At 60.3% G+C, this 18,945-nt stretch carries 21 protein-coding genes; 5 read left to right on the top strand and 16 right to left on the bottom strand.

Annotation, left to right across the window (positions count from 1 at the left end):
- Position 1: 1 nt before the first annotated feature.
- Together cysG and AC1DNW_RS15320 are read right to left on the bottom strand one after the other, a co-directional pair.
- Positions 2–1,438: a siroheme synthase CysG gene (cysG, locus tag AC1DNW_RS15315; RefSeq protein WP_477853369.1), complete on the bottom strand. Its 1,437-nt coding sequence runs from the start codon at positions 1,436–1,438 to the stop codon at positions 2–4.
- On the bottom strand, positions 1,422–1,676 hold the full coding sequence (locus AC1DNW_RS15320) for a hypothetical protein (RefSeq protein ID WP_113310130.1): 255 nt from the start codon (positions 1,674–1,676) through the stop codon (positions 1,422–1,424). The genes cysG and AC1DNW_RS15320 overlap by 17 nt, the downstream gene beginning before the upstream one ends.
- 48 nt (positions 1,677–1,724) lie before the next feature.
- On the opposite strand from AC1DNW_RS15320, the gene AC1DNW_RS15325 reads away from it, so the two are divergent.
- Both AC1DNW_RS15325 and mazG read left to right on the top strand, forming a co-directional pair.
- Entirely contained in the window at positions 1,725–2,312 is a 588-nt protein-coding gene (locus AC1DNW_RS15325) for a nucleoside deaminase (protein ID WP_113310131.1), read from the top strand.
- Between the two features lie 6 nt (positions 2,313–2,318).
- A complete protein-coding gene (gene mazG, locus AC1DNW_RS15330; protein WP_113310132.1) occupies positions 2,319–3,164 on the top strand; it encodes a nucleoside triphosphate pyrophosphohydrolase in 846 nt (281 codons plus the stop codon).
- 20 nt (positions 3,165–3,184) lie between these two features.
- On the opposite strand, the gene hflX is transcribed toward mazG, so the two are convergent.
- From hflX to dusB, 8 genes are all read right to left on the bottom strand, one after another.
- Positions 3,185–4,510: a GTPase HflX gene (gene hflX, locus AC1DNW_RS15335; protein WP_113310133.1), complete on the bottom strand. Its 1,326-nt coding sequence runs from the start codon at positions 4,508–4,510 to the stop codon at positions 3,185–3,187.
- A 78-nt stretch (positions 4,511–4,588) separates the two neighbouring features.
- Complete coding sequence (gene hfq, locus AC1DNW_RS15340) at positions 4,589–4,831, bottom strand: RNA chaperone Hfq (protein ID WP_003539403.1); 243 nt, start codon at positions 4,829–4,831, stop codon at positions 4,589–4,591.
- 110 nt (positions 4,832–4,941) lie between these two features.
- On the bottom strand, positions 4,942–5,805 hold the full coding sequence (locus AC1DNW_RS15345; RefSeq protein WP_477853372.1) for a D-amino-acid transaminase: 864 nt from the start codon (positions 5,803–5,805) through the stop codon (positions 4,942–4,944).
- 63 nt (positions 5,806–5,868) lie between these two features.
- Positions 5,869–7,233, bottom strand: coding sequence for a nitrogen assimilation response regulator NtrX (gene ntrX / locus AC1DNW_RS15350; protein WP_113295603.1), 1,365 nt, complete (start codon positions 7,231–7,233; stop codon positions 5,869–5,871).
- Complete coding sequence (locus AC1DNW_RS15355; RefSeq protein ID WP_477853374.1) at positions 7,223–9,490, bottom strand: sensor histidine kinase NtrY-like; 2,268 nt, start codon at positions 9,488–9,490, stop codon at positions 7,223–7,225. Before AC1DNW_RS15355 ends, ntrX begins: the two co-directional genes overlap by 11 nt.
- 172 nt (positions 9,491–9,662) lie before the next feature.
- On the bottom strand, positions 9,663–11,114 hold the full coding sequence (gene ntrC / locus AC1DNW_RS15360; protein ID WP_113295605.1) for a nitrogen regulation protein NR(I): 1,452 nt from the start codon (positions 11,112–11,114) through the stop codon (positions 9,663–9,665).
- Positions 11,111–12,265, bottom strand: a complete 1,155-nt coding sequence (locus AC1DNW_RS15365) for a two-component system sensor histidine kinase NtrB (protein ID WP_113310135.1) — start codon at positions 12,263–12,265, stop codon at positions 11,111–11,113. The genes ntrC and AC1DNW_RS15365 overlap by 4 nt, the downstream gene beginning before the upstream one ends.
- Positions 12,262–13,281, bottom strand: coding sequence for a tRNA dihydrouridine synthase DusB (gene dusB / locus AC1DNW_RS15370; RefSeq protein ID WP_113310136.1), 1,020 nt, complete (start codon positions 13,279–13,281; stop codon positions 12,262–12,264). The genes AC1DNW_RS15365 and dusB overlap by 4 nt, the downstream gene beginning before the upstream one ends.
- 141 nt (positions 13,282–13,422) lie before the next feature.
- Here dusB and AC1DNW_RS15375 point away from each other — a divergent pair, with 141 nt between their 5' ends.
- From AC1DNW_RS15375 to AC1DNW_RS15385, 3 genes are all read left to right on the top strand, one after another.
- Positions 13,423–14,643, top strand: a complete 1,221-nt coding sequence (locus tag AC1DNW_RS15375; RefSeq protein WP_477853377.1) for a bifunctional 2-C-methyl-D-erythritol 4-phosphate cytidylyltransferase/2-C-methyl-D-erythritol 2,4-cyclodiphosphate synthase — start codon at positions 13,423–13,425, stop codon at positions 14,641–14,643.
- Positions 14,640–15,134, top strand: a complete 495-nt coding sequence (locus AC1DNW_RS15380; RefSeq protein WP_113310138.1) for a CinA family protein — start codon at positions 14,640–14,642, stop codon at positions 15,132–15,134. The genes AC1DNW_RS15375 and AC1DNW_RS15380 overlap by 4 nt, the downstream gene beginning before the upstream one ends.
- A 79-nt stretch (positions 15,135–15,213) precedes the next feature.
- Positions 15,214–15,519 carry a hypothetical protein gene (locus tag AC1DNW_RS15385; protein WP_477853379.1) on the top strand — a complete coding sequence of 102 codons (306 nt, stop codon included), beginning with the start codon at positions 15,214–15,216 and terminating at the stop codon, positions 15,517–15,519.
- A gap of 17 nt (positions 15,520–15,536) precedes the next feature.
- Here the strand turns inward: AC1DNW_RS15385 and AC1DNW_RS15390 are convergent, their stop codons facing one another.
- The 6 genes from AC1DNW_RS15390 to AC1DNW_RS15415 all read right to left on the bottom strand — a co-directional run.
- Entirely contained in the window at positions 15,537–15,983 is a 447-nt protein-coding gene (locus AC1DNW_RS15390; protein WP_113310139.1) for a type II toxin-antitoxin system RatA family toxin, read from the bottom strand.
- Positions 15,984–15,992: 9 nt separating this feature from the next.
- The gene (locus AC1DNW_RS15395; RefSeq protein ID WP_113310140.1) at positions 15,993–16,580 is read right to left on the bottom strand and encodes a GTPase domain-containing protein; all 588 of its coding nucleotides are present in this window, start codon (positions 16,578–16,580) and stop codon (positions 15,993–15,995) included.
- Positions 16,581–16,601: 21 nt separating this feature from the next.
- Complete coding sequence (locus AC1DNW_RS15400) at positions 16,602–17,189, bottom strand: AAA family ATPase (RefSeq protein WP_113310141.1); 588 nt, start codon at positions 17,187–17,189, stop codon at positions 16,602–16,604.
- A 162-nt stretch (positions 17,190–17,351) separates the two neighbouring features.
- Positions 17,352–18,323, bottom strand: coding sequence for a lipoyl synthase (gene lipA, locus AC1DNW_RS15405; RefSeq protein WP_113310142.1), 972 nt, complete (start codon positions 18,321–18,323; stop codon positions 17,352–17,354).
- A 107-nt stretch (positions 18,324–18,430) separates the two neighbouring features.
- Positions 18,431–18,679, bottom strand: a complete 249-nt coding sequence (locus AC1DNW_RS15410) for a GlsB/YeaQ/YmgE family stress response membrane protein (RefSeq protein ID WP_113295615.1) — start codon at positions 18,677–18,679, stop codon at positions 18,431–18,433.
- A 13-nt stretch (positions 18,680–18,692) separates the two neighbouring features.
- The coding region (locus AC1DNW_RS15415) for a GlsB/YeaQ/YmgE family stress response membrane protein (RefSeq protein ID WP_477853382.1) at positions 18,693–18,945 on the bottom strand (253 nt) is incomplete at its 5' end.

The following is an 18,945-nucleotide window of genomic DNA, read 5'->3' on the forward strand; positions in this document are numbered from 1 at the left end:
GTCAGCTCCTTACAAGTTCATCGAACCTGATACGTTCGCGCACCAGCGGTTCGGACAGTTCGAAATTGGCTCCTGCGACCGCATCGCCGATAATGACCATAACCGGCCCGGTCAACTCATCACGGTGCTGCAGATCAGGAAGATCGCGTAAGATTCCATGCAAAAGTCGGCGGTCAGCCCTGCTGGCATTCTCGATCACGGCGACCGTGGTTTCCGAGGGAATACCGGCCTGCATCAGGCGTTCTGCGACGGAGGCTGCGACCGTGCGGCCCATATAGACGGCGATCGTGGCACCCGAGACCGCAAGGCTCGCCCAGTCTGGCAGAACGTCACCCGTCAGATCATGTCCGGTCGTGAATACCAGCGACGAGGCAACACCGCGCAACGTCAGCGGCAACTCGAAATCGGCAGCCGCGGCAAAGGCGGAGGTGATGCCRGGCACGATCTCATAGGAGATGCCTGCGGCGCGCAGCGCTGCCATCTCTTCCCCTGCCCGGCCATAGACCAGCGGATCGCCGCTCTTMAGGCGCACGACGCGTTKTCCCTGGCGGCCGAGATCTACCAAGAGGTCGTTGATCTCTTCCTGAGACTTCGAATGGCAGCCCTTGCGCTTGCCGACCGAGAGACGCTCGGCATCGCGGCGGCCCATATCGACGATTACCTGCGGCACGAGCGCGTCATAGACGATGACATCGGCTTCCATCATCACGCGTTGGGCGCGCAAGGTCAGGAGATCTTCGGCACCGGGACCGGCGCCGACCAGCCAGACGCGGCCTTCAACGCGATCCAGCGAGCGCAACAGGCCATTGGCGGCGCGGCGCGCCTGTGGCAGGTTACCGTTAGCGACAGCATCGGCAACCGGGCCGGAGAAGAAACGGCGCCAGAAGATGCGGCGGGAAACGCCACGCGGAACGACGTGTTCGACGGCCTTGCGATAGCTGGTCGCCAGAGCGGCGAGTCGGCCGAGCGAGGGCGACAGGAGCTGATCGATCTGGGCGCGGATCATCTGCGCCAGCACCGGCCCTGCCCCTTCGGTACCGATCGCAACGGCAACAGGCGCACGATTGACGAGAGCGGGCGTGTAGAAATCGCAATAGTCGGGCTGGTCGACGGCATTGGCCGGGATCTTCACGGCACGGGCTGCGTCAACGATACGGCGATCCCGTTCCGCGTCACCGGTTGCAGCAAACACCAGTACGGCACCCTCGACCTGTTCGGGCGCAAAAGCTTCGCGGACAGTCTCGATGCGGTTGGCAATCAGAAAAGCGTGGTAATCGGCTTCCGGGCGATCGGCATGCGCGATAATGCGTGCCTGCGTGTTCAAGAGCAGGCGGACCTTGGCGAACGCTTCATCGCCATTGCCAAAAACGGTCGCAGTCCGACCTTCCACGCGAAAGAAGGCGGGAAATACCGAAAGCTGTTCAGTCCTGGGAGGCATTCTCAATCCACTTCGAAGTTGCCAGAATATGCATTCTTCGGACAGCCGATTGAAGAAACAGAATTCCAAAGGCCGGCCAGTCGCGTATTCTTTTACCCGGTTGATCAATGATTTGAGAAAACTGACCCGTGCGGCGCAAAAAGCACATATCTTGAGCCGTTATTGCAGCTTTTTGCCCGATGCCAACGGGTGAAGCGATAAAGCCTGTGGCAAAGTCCCGAGTGCCGGACTTATGCATTCCGCTTCATTCCGATGGGCGATAGGATGAGCCGAACAGGAGATTTTCATGCCGGAAAAGACAATCGCCTCCCGCCTTCTACAGGTCATGGAAGAGAACGTCCTGCCGATGACGGAACTTGGCGTCGCTTCCGGCAACAAAGTGTTCGGTGCAGCGATCCTGCGCAAATCCGATCTGTCGCTCATCGTCGCCGAGACCAATAACGAGCTCGAAAATCCGCTCTGGCACGGCGAAGTGCACACACTGAAGCGCTTCTACGAGCTTGACGATAAACCGGCGACGAAGGACCTGATTTTCCTCTCTACTCATGAACCCTGCACCATGTGCATGTCGGCGATCACCTGGGCCGGGTTCGACAACTTCTATTATTTTTTCAGCCATGAGGATTCGCGCGACAGTTTCGCGATCCCGCATGATCTGAAGATCCTGAAGGAAGTTTTCGGGCTGGAGCCCGGCGGCTACAGGCGGCAAAACGCTTTCTGGAAGAGCTTTGCGGTCGCCGATCTCGTCGAGACCGAGGATGCTCCGCTGAAGGCTGAACTCAAGGCGCAGGCAGCGCGGATCAAATCGCGCTACGCCGCCCTTTCCGATACCTATCAGGCCACCAAAAGCGCCAACGACATTCCGCTGAGCTGAGAGACCATGGAACCTTCGAAAGACATTTCGCGCCTGATCGAGATCATGGCGGCACTTCGTAATCCCGAAACCGGCTGCCCGTGGGACATCGAGCAGAATTTCGAGACCATCAAGCCCTATACGATGGAGGAGGCCTATGAGGTTGCCGATGCGATCGAGCGCAAGGATATGGACGATCTCTGCGATGAGCTCGGCGACCTGCTGCTGCAGGTGGTCTTTCATGCGCGCATGGCCGAGGAAGAAGGCGAGTTTTCCTTCGGCGATGTGGTGGAAGCCATTACCCGCAAGATGATCCGTCGCCACCCGCATGTCTTTGCCCGCTCGGATGCGGATACGCCCGACGCAGTGAAGAAGCAGTGGGACAATATCAAACAGGCCGAAAAGCGCGAGCGCGCCGAACGCCGGGCGCTGCGGGGCATCACAGAAGATTTCAAGGCTGGCTTCCTCGGCTCGGTGCAACGCAGCTTTCCGGCGCTGACGGAAGCTCTGAAGCTGCAGGAACGCGCTGCCAAGGTCGGTTTCGACTGGTCGGCACCTGAGCCGATCCTCGACAAGATCGAGGAAGAGGTCGACGAGCTGCGTGTTGCACTGCGCGAGGGCGATAAATCAAAGGTCAGCGACGAACTCGGAGACCTGATCTTCGCCATCGTCAACATCGGCCGGCATGTGAAGGCCGATCCGGAACAGGCGCTGCGCGGCACGAATACGAAGTTCCGACGTCGATTCAATCATATCGAACAGGTTCTTGATGCAGAAGGTGAGACGCTGGAGGCAGCCAGCCTGGAACGCATGGAAGAGATCTGGCAGGCGGCCAAGGCGATCGAGCGGGCTGTGGTGGCTGGGGCGGAGTGAAGCACCGAACAATCGGTGCCTTACCGGTCCCAGTCTTCCTTTGCAGGCTTGGGACCATGCCCGACGCGACGCTCAAGCTCGGTGGCTTCCGTCTCAGACAGGCGCAGTTCCAGCGTCACCGAGCCATCGTCATTGTCTTCGCGGCTATCGACGATGGCATGGTCGTAAAGCCAGGGCAGCAGCGCCAGCTTGTCGACCGGCAGCGTGACAGTCGTTTCCGTCATGACGCCGGATAAACGGCGGCTGATTTCATCCATAAGCCTGTCCACGCCTTCGCCGCTGATGGCGGAAACGGCAATGACATTCTTCATGCCGGAGGACTTCTGCACCATGGCGTCATGGGCTTCGGGTTCCAACCGGTCGATCTTGTTCCAGACTTCGAGAATGCGGCGCTCGCCTTCGGCCTCGTCAATGCCGAGATCGTTGAGGATGCGCAGCACGTCGGCGCTCTGGGCCTGATTGTCCACGTCAGACATGTCGCGGACATGCAGGACGAGATCGGCTTCCAGCACTTCTTCCAGCGTCGCGCGGAAGGCGGCGACCAGATGGGTCGGCAGATCGGAGATGAAACCGACGGTATCGGAGAGGATGACGGTGCGGCCATGCGGCAGCTTCATGCGGCGCAGGGTCGGGTCGAGCGTCGCAAAGAGCATGTCTTCAGCGAGAACCCCTGCCCCGGTAATGCGATTGAATAGTGTCGACTTGCCGGCGTTGGTATAACCGACGAGCGCCACGATCGGATGCGGCACCTTCCGGCGCTTGGCGCGGTGAAGCTGGCGGGTGCGCACCACCTGCTCCAGCTCGCGCTCGAGCTTGATGATACGGTCCTGCAGCATGCGCCGGTCGGCTTCGATCTGGGTTTCACCCGGACCACCCATGAAGCCGCCACCGCCGCGCTGGCGTTCAAGGTGGGTCCAGCTTCGGACCAGACGGCCCTTCTGATAGTTCAGATGCGCAAGATCGACTTGCAGCGTGCCCTCCTTGGTGGAAGCGCGGCGGCCGAAAATTTCAAGGATCAGGCCCGTCCGGTCGATAACCTTGGCGTTCCATTCCTTTTCGAGATTGCGCTGCTGCACCGGCGTCAGAGGATGATCGACGATCACGAGACCGGAATCGCGCTCATCGAGCAGGTGCTTGATTTCCTCGATCTTACCCGTTCCGAGAAGTGTTGCCGGACGCGGATCGTTGACGGATACGATGGAGGCGTTCACGACATCGAGGTCGATTGCCTGGGCAAGGCCCGTCGCTTCGTCGAGACGGCTTTCGGGAGTGCGGGTCGAAGCCGAGTCAGTCTGACCGCCACGCGAACGCGACTTCAGCACCGGCACGACGACAGTCGCGCGCATATCATCCCTGTGCTTGGCGGCTTCAGGGATGATGGAATCGTTCTTTGTATCGCGTGTCGAAATGACGGCTGGCCTTGGTTAGGACGCTGCTTCTTCGCTCTCGAACATCTGCATTGGCTGACCAGGCATGATGGTCGAGATCGCGTGTTTATACACGAGCTGCGAATGGCCGTCACGGCGAAGAAGAACACAGAAATTGTCAAAAGAGGTGACAACACCCGTGAGTTTCACGCCGTTAATCAGAAAGATTGTCAGGGAAATCTTTTGCTTGCGTACAGTATTGAGAAATAAGTCCTGCAGATTCTGAGAACGTTCCGCCATCGCGCCGCTTCTTTCTTTATTGCCGGCCTGATCAAGCCGGTAGAATATCAATCAACCTCATCAGCAAGGCAGGTGGCACCCTCATTCCACCTGCCCAGCAAATCTTGGTATCAAATCGTAATCTTTTCCGCAACGTCGAAAAAGGCTTCCCGAATATTCTGCGAGAGGCTTCCCGGATGACCATTCGCAATCGCCTGTCCGTTAATGGAAACCACTGGAAAACAAATGCTTGTAGCCGCGGTGATGAAAACCTCACGGGCGGCCATCATCTCCGAAACGGAGAATTTCCGCTCGACGATATCAACCTCCAATTTGGCTGCGAMGTCGATCAGAGTCGTGCGGGTGATGCCGCGCAGGATGCCATGTTCGGCAGGTCGCGTTACCAGTGTACCGTCGGCATCGACGATCCATACGTTGGTCGCGGCCCCCTCTTTCACCATGCCGTCCGCGTCGATATAGATTGCTTCCTGAGCGCCGGCTTCCTTCGCCTGCTGACGCGCGAGAGCGTTCGACAGCAGTCCGACTGTCTTGATGTCGACTCGGTCCCATCGGTTGTCGGGAATGGTAATCGCCTTGATGCCGGTCGTATTCTTTTTCGCGATAACAGACGGATCCGTGCTCTTGGCAGTGATGACGATGGATGGCGGCGTCCCTTCGGCGGGAAAGACATGGTCGCGGCGGGCAACGCCGCGCGTTACCTGCAAGTAGAAAAGGCCGTTGTGGACATGGTTGCGGCGCAGCGTCTCGCGAATCACCTGGGTCAACGCCGCACGGCTCATCGGCCAGGCGATGCGCAGTTCCCCCAGCGAACGGTCGAGCCGGTTCAGATGCCGGGTAAGGTCGACAATCAGGTCGTGACGGRCTTCGCAGACTTCATAGACGCCATCAGCGAACTGATAGCCTCTGTCCTCTATATGCACCGCGGCGTCGGAATGCGGCACGTAGCGTCCATTCACATAGGCGATTCTTGGCATTGAAAACCTGCTTGGGGGGCAAAAGGTAGGAGCCTGCGCCACATGAGCCGCGCCGGAAAAAAGTCAGACGCCGAGCGACTTCAGCTTGCGGTGCAGCGCCGAGCGCTCCATGCCCACGAATTCGGCCGTGCGGGAGATGTTGCCGCCGAAGCGGTTGATCTGGGCGATCAGGTAATCCTTCTCGAACATCTCGCGGGCTTCGCGCAGCGGCAGCGTCATGATGTGATAATCGTTCTTGGCCGAAACCTTCGGCAGCATGTCGCCGAGATCGGTCGGCAGCATATCCGCCGTGATCGGCGCATCCGGACCGTCGGTACGGGCAAGAATCATCAGCCGCTCGATATTGTTGCGGAGCTGGCGGATATTGCCCGGCCAGTCGTGGGCCTGCAGCACGGCCATGGCGTCATCGCCGATGCGGCGCGGCCGGATGCCTGCCTGTTCGGAAATCTGGCGCATGAGCTGGTCGACAAGGAACGGAATGTCCTCACGGCGCTCGGCAAGCTGCGGTACGCGAACCGGCACGACGGCGAGGCGATGATAGAGATCCTCGCGGAACCAGCCCTCGGCGATGCGGCTTTCCAGATTATAGGCGGTCGAGGAGATGATGCGCACATCGACCTTCACGCGCTTGGAACCGCCGACACGCTCGAACTGCTGGTCGACCAGCACGCGCAGGATCTTGTTCTGCGTCTCGCGCGGCATTTCGCCAACTTCGTCGAGATAGAGGATGCCGCGATGAGCCTCTTCCAGCGCGCCGATCTTGCGCGCCTGCCCCGGTGCGCCCTCAGTGCCGAACAGCGCCACTTCCATACGGTCCGGCGTGATGTTGGCAGCGTTGATGGCGACGAAAGGACCGTTGGCGCGGGCCGACTTCTTATGGATCATCCGTGCCACCAGCTCCTTGCCGGAACCGGATGCGCCGAGGATCATGATGCGGCTGTTGGTGGGCGAGACCTTTTCGATCGTCTGGCGCAGCTGCGAAACGGCGACCGACGTGCCGATCAACTCAAGCGCATCGCCGGCGCGGCGCTTCAGCTCGATGTTCTCGCGCTTCAACTTGGAATTTTCCAGCGCGCGCTCGGCAATCAGAATCAGGCGGTCGGCCTTGAACGGCTTTTCGATGAAGTCGAAGGCACCTCGCTTGATGGCAGAGACAGCCGTCTCGATATTGCCGTGGCCGGAGATCATTACCACCGGGAGCTCGGGATGGCGCGTCCTGATCTCGTCCAGCAGCGAGAGGCCGTCGAGCTTGCTGCCCTGCATCCAGATATCGAGGAAGACGAGACGCGGCACGCGATCTGAAATCGCTGCGAGCGCGCTATCGCTGTCATGGGCCATGCGGGTTTCGTGGCCCTCGTCCGACAGGATACCGGCGACGATCTCACGAATGTCATGCTCATCGTCGACGACGAGAATATCAGAGGCCATAAACGCTTTCCTTGTCATTGGCTGCCAAGGCTGTGGCCACATCCCGGCGTGGCAAATGCACGCGGATCATGGCTCCTCTTCCCTGGTCGAAATCTGCGGGCGCATCATGCAGTTCGAGCTGCCCGCCATGTTCCTCGATGATCTTCTTGACGATGGCGAGGCCGAGGCCGGTGCCCTTCTCGCGCATCGTCATATAGGGTTCCAGAATGCTGTGGCGGTTCTCGACCGGCAGGCCGCGGCCATTGTCGATGATATCGACCGTAAAGCGGTCGCGCGCCTCGTCCAGGGAGGTGCGCACGAGTATCTTGCGCTCTTCACGCTCCTCGCTCGGCACGGCCTCGATCGCTTCCACGGCGTTCTTGATGAGATTGCCGAAGGCCTGCCCCAGCATGCGGCTGTCGAACATGCCCTCCAGCCGCTCCTCGCCGAGGTCCTGCAGGAAGGCGATATGGTTGTTGCCCATCTCCCGCAGGAAAATCGCGTCGTGGAGGATGGAGCGCAGATCGCTCGGCTCCTTCGTTGGCTTCGGCATGCGGGCAAATGCGGAGAACTCGTCGACCATGCGGCCGATATCGCCTACCTGGCGGATGATCGTATCCGTGCACTGGTCGAAGACGGCGCGATCATTCTCGTCGATCTGCTTGCCGTAGCGACGCTGGATACGCTCGGCCGACAGTTGGATCGGCGTCAGCGGATTCTTGATCTCGTKAGCGATTCGGCGGGCGACATCGCCCCAGGCGGTGGAGCGCTGAGCAATGACGAGATCGGTGATGTCATCCAGCGTGATGACATAGGATTCGCTCAAATCGCGCACTTCCTCGCGGGTCACCTGGACGCTCAGCGTGCGCACCGTGCCGCTACGCACCAGCGCGATTTGCTTGCGGAAATCGCCACGGTGGCGTGAGGCCGCCTCCGTCAGCACCTGATCCACTTCAGGCGCGACTTCCGACAGCTGCCTTCCAAGCATCTCGTCAGCGTGCAGTGCCATCAGCGTTTCGGCCGAACTGTTGACGATGGTGACGCGCCGGTCCTGCTCGACACCGATGACGGCCGCGGTGACACCCGACAGAACGGCCTCGATGAAGCGGCGGCGGTCATCTACCTCGTCCTTCGCCTCAAGGATCTCGTCGCGCTGCGTGCGGATTTCCGAGATCATCTTGTTGAAGGTGCGCGAAAGACTGGCGACGTCGCCATCGACCGCATGAACGGGTACGACGATATCCATATTGCCGGATGCGACGCTGTCGGCAGCGGTAATCAGCAGGCGAATCGGTCGCACGATACGATCGGCCACGGCAATTGCGGTCCAGATCGCCGCAAGCAGCACGATCAGCGCAAAACCGATATAGAGAACCGCAAAGGCGATCTGCAGCGAAACGCGGCCGGCCTCCATGGATCGGTATTCGGTGGCGTTCTCCTCCATCATGCGCATGGCATTCATGACCTTGGGGTCGACCGCGCGCACCGTATAGAGGAAGGTTCCGGGTATCGTCTCAAGCCGGATGATCGCGCCAACGAGGTTCGTTACGCCAGGCGGAATGAGCGTCGGCTGGCCGGCGGCCGCCTTCTCCAGTGCATCCTGCGGGATGGCGGGCAGCGGCTTTTCCGTGGTGATATCGGCCTGGACGATCACCGAGCCGTCACGCTCGACAAGGAAGGCGCCGAGAAGACCGCGGCCCCTTGCCTGACGGGTCATCAACTCGCCGAAGCCAGTCTTGTCCAGGCTGTAGAGCGCGCGGTTACGCTCGAGATCGTTTGCCATCGAAACCGTCTGACCCTGCAGATAGCTGGCGTTTTCCAGCATGTAGGCCTGGCCGATATTGCGGGACGAACTGACGATCGCCTGGGTTCTGAGCGCAAACCAGCGGTCAAGGCCGGCATTCAGCGTGATACTGGCAAAGATCGCCACAAGGATCGCCGGCGTGATCGCGACGATCGAGAAGAGCACGACGATACGGATATGCAGGCGTGCGGCGGCGCGGCCGCGTGTACGGGCCTTGAAAAGCCGCGCAAACTCGCGGCCGATTAGCGCGATAAGCCCGAGCACGAAGAAAGAATTGATGACGACGGAGCCGATGACGACGTGCGAGGTCGGGGCAATCGGCGTTACGCCGAGCAGCACGAAGAGCGTTACGGTCGCGCAGACAAGCGCGCCGCCGGCAAGCACCAGGCCGGGCACGGCAAACAGGGCACGACGGTCGGTCACCATTGTCACCGCCTCGTTCGCCGTTTCCGCCGACACCCCTTCCTCGTTCATCCAGCCTCTCTTCGATTGCCGCATTCAATAGAAACCGAAAGCCGCCGGTTTACGAAAAACCGGCGCTCAAACGACTCGACCGTGGGCAAATGTCCAAACCCTATGCGTGACCTTTAAGCAACGCATTGTGGCGAAAATGCAACGCACTTCGCCACAATGTCAAGGTCGAAGGTCAGGCTGTGCGCGAGCTTCTGTAGACGGAAACGCCAAGTTCGCGGATCTTTTTGCGCAGCGTATTGCGGTTCAGGCCCAGGAGATCGGCCGCCTTGATCTGGTTGCCGCGGGTGGCCGTCAGTGCTGCAAGTATTAACGGATATTCCATTTCCGTCAGTACGCGGTCATACAGGCCGGGCGGCGGCAGGTTCTCGCCGAAGCTCGCGAAATAGGTGCGCATGTTTTCTTCGACCGCCTGGGCGATCGTCATCGTGCCGCTGCGGATCGGCCCCTTCTCGATCGGGCTGTCTGGAACATCGGAGCGAAGCTCGGCATCGATGATTTCGCGGGTGATGACATCCTGTGGATAAAGCGCCATCAGGCGGCGGATGAGGTTTTCCAGCTCGCGCACGTTGCCCGGCCAGGCATAGGCCTTCATCAGTTCCAGCGCTTCCTGGTCGAAACGCTTGGAGCCGAGGCCCTCCTTTTCGGCCTGCTGGACGAAATGACGGACGAGGTCGGGGATATCCTCCGCGCGGTCGCGCAGCGGCGGCAGGCGGAGCGGCACGACGTTGAGGCGATAATAGAGATCCTCGCGGAAGAGGCCCTGGTTGATCGCCTGCTTCAGATCCTTGTTGGTCGCCGCGACGATGCGCACATCGGTGCGGATCGGCGTGCGACCACCGACAGTCGTATATTCGCCCTGCTGCAGCACGCGCAGAAGGCGTGTCTGAGCATCCATCGGCATGTCGCCGATTTCATCGAGGAACAGCGTGCCGCCTTCCGCCTGTTCGAAACGGCCGGTGGAGCGGGTCTGCGCGCCGGTGAAGGCGCCCTTCTCGTGGCCGAAAAGCTCGGATTCGATAAGATCGCGCGGGATGGCCGCCATGTTGATGGCGACGAAAGGGCCGTTGCGGCGCTTGCCGTAGTCATGCAGCGCGCGGGCGACCAATTCCTTGCCGGTGCCGGATTCGCCGGTGATCATCAGCGTCAGGTCCGTCAGCATGAGACGAGCGAGAACGCGGTAGATTTCCTGCATCGCCGCCGAACGGCCGACGAGCGGCATGCCATCCTGTGTGTCGTCGTCGAGCTTGGCGGGTTTTCTCTTCGGTTCGGCGAGCGCCCGGCTGATAATGCCGATCAGTTCGGTCAGGTCGAAAGGCTTCGGCAGATAGTCATAGGCGCCTTTTTCCGATGCCTTGATCGCCGTCATAAAGGTGTTCTGCGCGCTCATGACGAGAACCGGAAGGTCCGGCCGCGCCTTCTTGATGCGGGGCAGAAGATCGAAGGCGTTTTCATCAGGCATGACCACGTCGGTCACGACGAGATCGCCCTCGCCGGCCGACACCCAGCGCCACAGCGTTGCGGCATTGGAGGTAATGCGCACATCATAACCGGCGCGGCTCAAGGCCTGATTGAGCACCGTGCGGATGGCCGCATCGTCATCTGCAACGAGGATCGTAGCTGTCATCTATTGGGTCCTGTCGAGCTTGCAATACCGGCATCATCAAGCGAGGCATCCTTGGAGGCCGGCATGAGGACGCGAAAAATCGTGCGGTTGTTCTGACTGTCGCATTCGATGATGCCGCCATGATCGCCGATGATCTTGGCAACGAGGGCAAGGCCGAGACCGCTGCCATTCGTCTTGGTGGTGATGAAGGGGTCGAAAAGATGCGGCAGCAGGTCCGTCGGCACGCCGGGACCATTGTCGATGACGCAGAATTCCAGCGGCAGCGAGATTTTCTCGCGCGTGCCGGCGACAGACAGCCGGATGCCGGGACGATAGGCCGTCGTCAGGATGATCTCGCCATCCTGGCGATCGCCGACGGCCTCGGCGGCATTCTTCACGAGATTGAGGAAGATCTGAACGAGCTGATCGCGATTGGCGTAAACGGCCGGCAGCGAGGGGTCGTAGTTCTCGGTCACGCGGATATTGCGAGCAAAGCCTGCCTTGGCAACGGCCTTCACATGGTCGAGGACGGAATGGATGTTGACGGGCACGCGGTCGACCGGCCGTTCGTCGGAAAACACTTCCATGCGATCGACAAGCGAGACGATACGGTCCGTCTCGTCACAGATCAGCCGGGTCAGCGCGCGGTCGTCATCGATGACGGACTGTTCGAGAAGCTGGGCGGCGCCACGAATGCCGGAGAGCGGGTTCTTGATCTCATGCGCGAGCATGGAGGCGAGACCCGTGACCGAACGCGCAGCAGCACGATGCGTCAGTTGCCTGTCGATCTTGTCTGCCATCGACCGTTCCTGGAAGACGATGACCACCGAACCCGGCTCGGTCACGACGGGGGCCACATAGAGATCGACGAGCTTGTCCTGACCGAGGCGGGGCGAGCTCAGGTCCACCCGGTATTCGTTGACCGGCGCCTTGCGTTCGCGCACCTGATCGATGAGCGCCAGAAGCGGGCTGCCGAAGGGAATGAAAGTCGAGATGCGATAGCGGGAAAGATGAGCAGCACTGGCGCCGAAGAAGGCTTCCGCCTCCCAGTTCGCAAAGACCATGAAGCCGCCCTCATCCACCATGACGACCGGATTCTGGATGGCGTTCAGCACTGCCATGGCGACAGCATTGACCGCATTCTCGGATGAAGGTGTGACGTCTGTGCTCATGCCGCCTCCCGCCGTTCAAATGCATCTGCGGCCATCGCATCGCCGAAGCGGGCGATGACATCGTCAGGATCGCGCGATGTCATGATCGCAGCCTTTTGTTCGCTGGACAGATCCGGCACAAAGCGCTGCAGATACCAGCCGAGATGTTTGCGGGCATGCCTGACGGCGACGGCCTCGCCATAGAATTCCAGCATCATGCGATAGTGCTCGACGGCAATTGCGGCGATCTCCTCGCGCGACGGTTCGCGAGCACCGGCAAGAACGCCGGCGTGCCAAGGCCTGCCCTGGGAGCCTCGGCCAATCATGACGGCATCGGCGCCGGAACGGCGCAGAATCTCCTGCGCATCTTCAGACGTCTCGACATCGCCATTGGCAATCAACGGCACGGAAATGACATCGCGTACGGGCCGGATCGCATCCCAATCCGCCCTGCCCTGATAAAATTGCATGCGGGTGCGGCCATGGATGGTGATGAGCTGGATGCCCGCCTCTTCCGCACGTTTTGCAATATGCGGCGCATTGATGGAGTTCTCATCCCAGCCGAGGCGCATCTTCAGCGTTACCGGGATATCGACCGCCTTGACCGTCGCCTCGACAAGACCAAGCGCGTGATCGGGATCACGCATCAGCGCCGAACCGGAATAGCCGCCAATAACCTTCTTGGCCGGGCAGCCCATGTTGATGTCGATGATATCGGCGCCATGATCGGCCGCGACCTTGGCGGCTTCAGCCATCCAGTGTGCCTCGCGGCCGGCGAGTTGAACCATGTGCGGACGAAAGCCGGCAGCCCGCAGGCGCGACCAGGATTCGGCGGTATCGTTCACCAGTTCCCGGCTTGCCACCATTTCGGTGACGACGAGGCCCGCGCCATAACGCCAGGCCAGCTCGCGGAACGGCATGTCCGTGACACCCGACATGGGCGCAAGCACAACGCGGTTCCGCACGGACACGGGTCCGATTCGGAAAGGCGCTGCGAGATCCTTGGAAATCAAATGATTATCTTTCAGGCACACCATGTAACTGCATTATTTTTAGCCATAGTTCTGCGGCTTGCCAAGAGGGTCGAGACCGAATTGATATTTTTTGGGCAAATGCTGGAAAAGGTCCGAGCAAGACGATAGAGCAACTGACATCCATTCCGCGTATTTCAGGGATTTATGCTGCAAATRCATACTAAGCAACCGATATCGGCTGGAATTGTCGTCGTTGCGGCGGGCCGCGGCGAACGCGCCGGATCGTCAGAGGAAGGCCCCAAGCAGTACCGGATGGTCGGCGGCAAGCCGGTTATCGTTCATACGCTTGAAAACTTTATGACATGGGAATCAGCGACGCACATCGTCGTCGTCATCCACCCCGATGACGAAGCACTCTTTGCAAGAGCGTTCCGGCACATCATCTCCGCAACGCCGATCGAGACGGTTCATGGCGGTTCCACAAGGCAGCAATCCGTGCTGGCCGGCCTGCGGCACCTCAAGGACAAGGGCGTTAGCCATGTGCTGATCCATGATGCGGTGCGCCCCTTCTTTGATCACCAGCTTCTCGACCGGATCGCCGATACGCTTTCGGCGGGCGCGCCCGCAGTCCTTCCGGCAACGCCGGTCGCCGACACGCTGAAGCAGGCAGGAAGCGATGGGATCGTGGTCAAGACCATCCCGCGCGACCAGCTCTATGCGGCTCAGACGCCGCAATCCTTCGACTTTGCCACCATCCTCGACGCGCATGAGAAGGCCGCCGCCAGCGGCAGGACGGATTTCACCGACGATGCGTCGATCGCCGAGTGGCTCGATATCCCCGTGACCGTCATCGAAGGCGCACCTACCAACGTCAAGCTGACAGTCCGGAGCGATATAGCCATGGCCGACGACAAGCTGTCGGGCGCGCATGTTCCCGATGTGCGCACCGGCAACGGCTATGACGTGCATCAACTCGAGCCCGGCGATGGAGTGACGCTCTGCGGCGTTTTCATTCCGCATGACCAGAAGCTCAAGGGCCATTCGGATGCTGACGTCGCGTTGCATGCGCTGACGGATGCGCTGCTGGCCACTTGCGGTGCCGGCGATATCGGCGATCATTTCCCGCCGTCCGATCCGCAATGGAAGGGTGCCGCCTCCCGCATCTTCATCGAACATGCCGCAAAGATCGTGCGCAATCACGGMGGCACCATCACCAATGCGGATGTCTCACTGATTGCCGAAGCGCCGAAGGTCGGGCCGCATCGCGAGGTCATGCGCGCCAATCTCTCCGAATTTCTCGGCATCGACATCGAGCGCTGCTCGGTGAAAGCCACCACCAATGAGACGATCGGTTTCGTCGGCCGCCGCGAAGGTATCGCCGCGATCGCAACCGCGACCGTCGTCTATGGAGGCAGAAAGCGATGAGCCTGTTTCCTGCTGACATCACTGCAATGGCGGAAAGCATCATCCGCGATTTCACGGATGCCGGCCTGATGGTCTCGACGGCGGAATCCTGCACCGGCGGCCTGATTGCCGGCGCGCTCACGGAAATCTCCGGATCGTCGGCCGTCATCGACCGTGGTTTCGTGACCTATACGAACATTGCCAAGATGCAGATGCTCGGTGTGCAGGACAAAACGCTTAGCGACTTCGGCGCAGTTTCTGAGGAGACGGCGCTGCAGATGGTGCATGGCGCCCTCTTCCGCTCGCGCGCCGAGCTGGCGGTAGCCGTGACAGGCATTGCCGGCCCCGGCGGCGGATCGCCCGAAAAGCCTGTCGGGTTGGTACATCTTGCGGCGAAATCACGTTCGGGTAAGCTCGTCCATCGTAAGATGCTTTACGGCGACATTGGCCGCACGGAAATCCGCCTGGCAACAATCCGGACTGCACTTCAAATGGTTATTGAAATTGCGTGATATTGAGTGAAGGAACAAAAGGCAGGAATTTCGGTTTCTGCCGCGTGTAGGCAAGAGCCGATTTTGAAGGAACGGTCAAATGAGATACTTGGCATGCATCGGTGTCGTCTTGAGCCTCGCCTGCGTTTCGGCGGCTGAAGCACCATCCAACTATCAGGTTTATGGTGGCGTGCGGGTGGATTCCGACCCCKTTCTGCTGCGCAAATACGACCATGCGCTCCGCCGCTGCCAGCCGGAAGCGCTGGGCTATCGCGGATCGCCTGATACCACCAGTCTGATTTACAATGCGGCGCTCAGAGGCTGCCTCTATCGCTACAGCTTCACCGACCGTGGCTCCTACGCCTATCCCGCGACGCAGATTTTCGACCATTTCTTCGATCGCTGAGTTAAAGCCTTTCCTGGTCAGCTGTAGATCGTCGCCGCCCGTTTTTCGAAGGCGTCCGTGAACATGCGGAAGGCCCTGTCGAACATTGACCCCATGAGCGCGCCGAGAATGCGGCTCTTGAACTCATAGTCGATGAAGAAATCGACCGTACAGCCGCCTCCATCAGCCTCGACGAACCGCCAGCGGTTGTCGAGGTAGCGGAACGGACCGTCGATATATTTGACGTCGATGACGCGCTCGGGCCTGTTGAGCAGGACCTGGGTCGTGAACGTTTCGCGGATCGCCTTGTAGCCGACCGTCATGTCGGCGATCAGCAGCTCCTTGCCGTCACGCTCCTTGCGGTTCTTCACCGAGAGGGCTTCGCAGAGCGGCAGGAATTGCGGATAGCGCTCGACATCTGCGACGAGGTCGAACATCTGGTCGGGCGTGTGCGGTACAGGGCGATGCGTTTCGAATTGCGGCATGAAGCGCAGTTAAGCCGGCACACCGAGAAGATCAAGAAGCGCCCGCATCTGGCGGCGGGATTTCACCTGCAAAACGGGCACATGCGGTCCGTGGGCAGCAATCGCTGATGTCACGCGCGGCAAGAACTTTTTCTCGAAAGTCCAGATGAATTCCAGAAACTGCCAGTCGACCTTCTCGATGCAGCCGGGTGCCATTTCCGGGCGTGTGCGGCCGATATGCTTCAGCCAGCGGGTCACGACTCCCCAGACGCACAGCAGGCGCGGCATCCGGACCCAGATGACGATATCGGTGCGCGGCAGGCGGATATCGAACGTGGAGGGATTGGTGCCATCCATGATCCAGCGCTCGCCGGCAATCCTTTCGACGATCCGCTCACGCTGCTCCTCCCTGCTGCGCTCCACCCAACCCGGCAGCCAGAGAATATCGCGGTCGATCGAGAAATAGGTCAGGTCGAAACTGTGCGCCAGCTTCTGTGCAAGCGTCGACTTGCCGCCACCCGAACAGCCGATGACCATGATGCGCCTTGCATTGCGGATATGCCCGGCGCCAAAGGCGTCGTCCACATAGTGGATTGCATCGTCGGTTTGCCGTTCCATTGCGAGTACCTTCTTACCCGTTTAAGCAGGCAGCAGGGAAAGCAGTTCGTCGCTCTCCCTGAAGGACTCGAGCGTCAGAACCGGGATRCCACGGCCGTGGCTTGCCAGCATCGCCTCGAATTGCGGCGCCTCTCGCTTTTCGAACGTCCAGATGTATTGCAGGAATTGCAGATCGATCTGCTCAGGGCAGCCTGGCGCCATTTCCGGTCGGGTCTGGCCGCGATATTTCCACCAACGACCGAGCACGCCGCGCACGGCAACGCTGCGCGGCGGCCGCCGCCAGAGCACCATATCGGCGCGCGCCAGTCGGATTGGCAATGTGCTCGGGCTGTTGCCGTCCATGATCCAGCGTTCACCTGCCACGGCGTCGCGGATCCGTTGAACGGATTCTTCGCGTGGTCGCAACTTCCAACCGGGCAGCCAGAAGATGTCGCGGTCCATGGACACGTAGGTCAGCTTTAAACGGCTTGCGAGCGCCTGGGCAAGTGTCGACTTACCAGTGCCGGAGCAACCAAAAATCAGGATGCGTTCGGCACGGGGAATGATGGCTGTAGCCTCGGCAATAGAGACCGCACGAATGGGTTCAGGCGACGTCGTCACTTGATGCATGGCAAACTCGCTTTAGACAGGATCGCCTTCGCACGCAGGCTCGACCGCGAAGAACGGCGTGCTTGCTAACTGCTTCGCGTGAACTGGTGATGACAGTCAACCGCACAAAGAAAAACCGCGGCGAAAAGCGCCGCGGTCCCATCAAAAACAAGGGGTAGGCTCTTACTCCGCTGCCATCAGCAGCTTCTTCTCGCGGGCAGCCCTCAGCCGGGCGAAGTCGTCGCCGGCATGGTGGGAAGAACGGGTCAGGGGGCTGGAGGCAACCATCAGGAAGCCCTTGGTATAGGCGACCGTCTCATAGGATTTGAATTCCTCCGGCGTAACGAAGCTCATGACCGCGTGATGTTTGCGGGTCGGCTGCAGATACTGGCCGATCGTCAGGAAGTCGACATCAGCGGTGCGCAGGTCGTCCATGAGCTGGAGCACTTCATTGCGCTCTTCGCCGAGCCCGACCATGATGCCTGACTTGGTGAACATGGTCGGGTCGAGTTCCTTCACGCGCTGCAGCAGGCGGATGGAGTGGAAGTAGCGGGCGCCGGGCCGGACTGTCAGGTAGTTGCCGGGCACCGTTTCCATGTTGTGGTTGAAGACGTCGGGCTTGGCGGCGACGACGCGCTCCAAGGCACCGGGCTTCTTCAGGAAGTCGGGTGTCAGGATCTCGATCGTCGTCAGCGGTGAAGCGGCGCGGATTGCCCAGATCACCTTTTCGAAATGCTCGGCGCCGCCGTCTTCCAGATCGTCACGATCGACAGAGGTGATGACGACGTGGCTCAGGCCCATCTGCTTGACGGCCTTGGCGACATTCTCCGGTTCCGCCATGTCGAGCGCGTTCGGCCTGCCGGTCGCGACGTTGCAGAAGGCGCAGGCGCGCGTACAGATCTCGCCCATGATCATGAAGGTGGCGTGCTTCTTGTCCCAGCATTCGCCGATATTCGGGCAGCCCGCTTCTTCGCAGACGGTGACGAGCTTGTTTTCCTTCACGATCGAGCGGGTTTCGGCATAACCTTTCGAGGTCGGCGCCTTCACGCGGATCCATTCCGGCTTGCGCAGGACTTCCGTATCCGGGCGATGCGCCTTTTCCGGATGCCGCACACGCTTTACGTCAGGATTGATCGTGTCGAGGATGGTGACCATGTCAGTTCAACTTTCCGCCGCTCCATGCGGCCCGGATTGTCATATTGCGCATCACGCCGTAATTCAAATCTTTCGATCTCAACGGTGATGCGCCCTGTCTTCGCGCCCTATCTTCGAACCAGCCGCGCGAAGAATATCAGCAGGCAGGCGCCGATGAAGCCCGTCACGAAGTAGCCGAACCTTCCGCCGGCTACCTCGATATGGAACTGCGCCAGGATGGCGGTGGCGACGACCGAGCCGACAATGCCGAGCACGATGTTCAGCAGAATGCCGTAGCGCGCTTCCATCAGCTTTCCTGCGAGCCAGCCCGCAAGTCCGCCRACGATGATTGCCGAAATCCAGCCGATGCCTTCCATATTTCTTAATGCCCTACGCTATCGCCCTTGCGATCAGCACCACAACGATGGCGCCGACAGTGGCGTGGATGATCTGAACCACCAATGCATTTTCAATGCCCAGCGAAATCCCCAGAGCATTGAACAGAAACCCGCCCACGAACGCKCCGATGATGCCGCTCAGGAGGCACCGTATCAACCCACCCCCGCCGACGACCAGGCTCGCAAGGAAGCCCGCGACCAGACCGATCAGCAGAAAGATGAGAAGCGACTGCGTGCTCATAGAC

The sequence above is a fragment of the Rhizobium sp. 05L429 genome, from assembly GCF_056397645.1.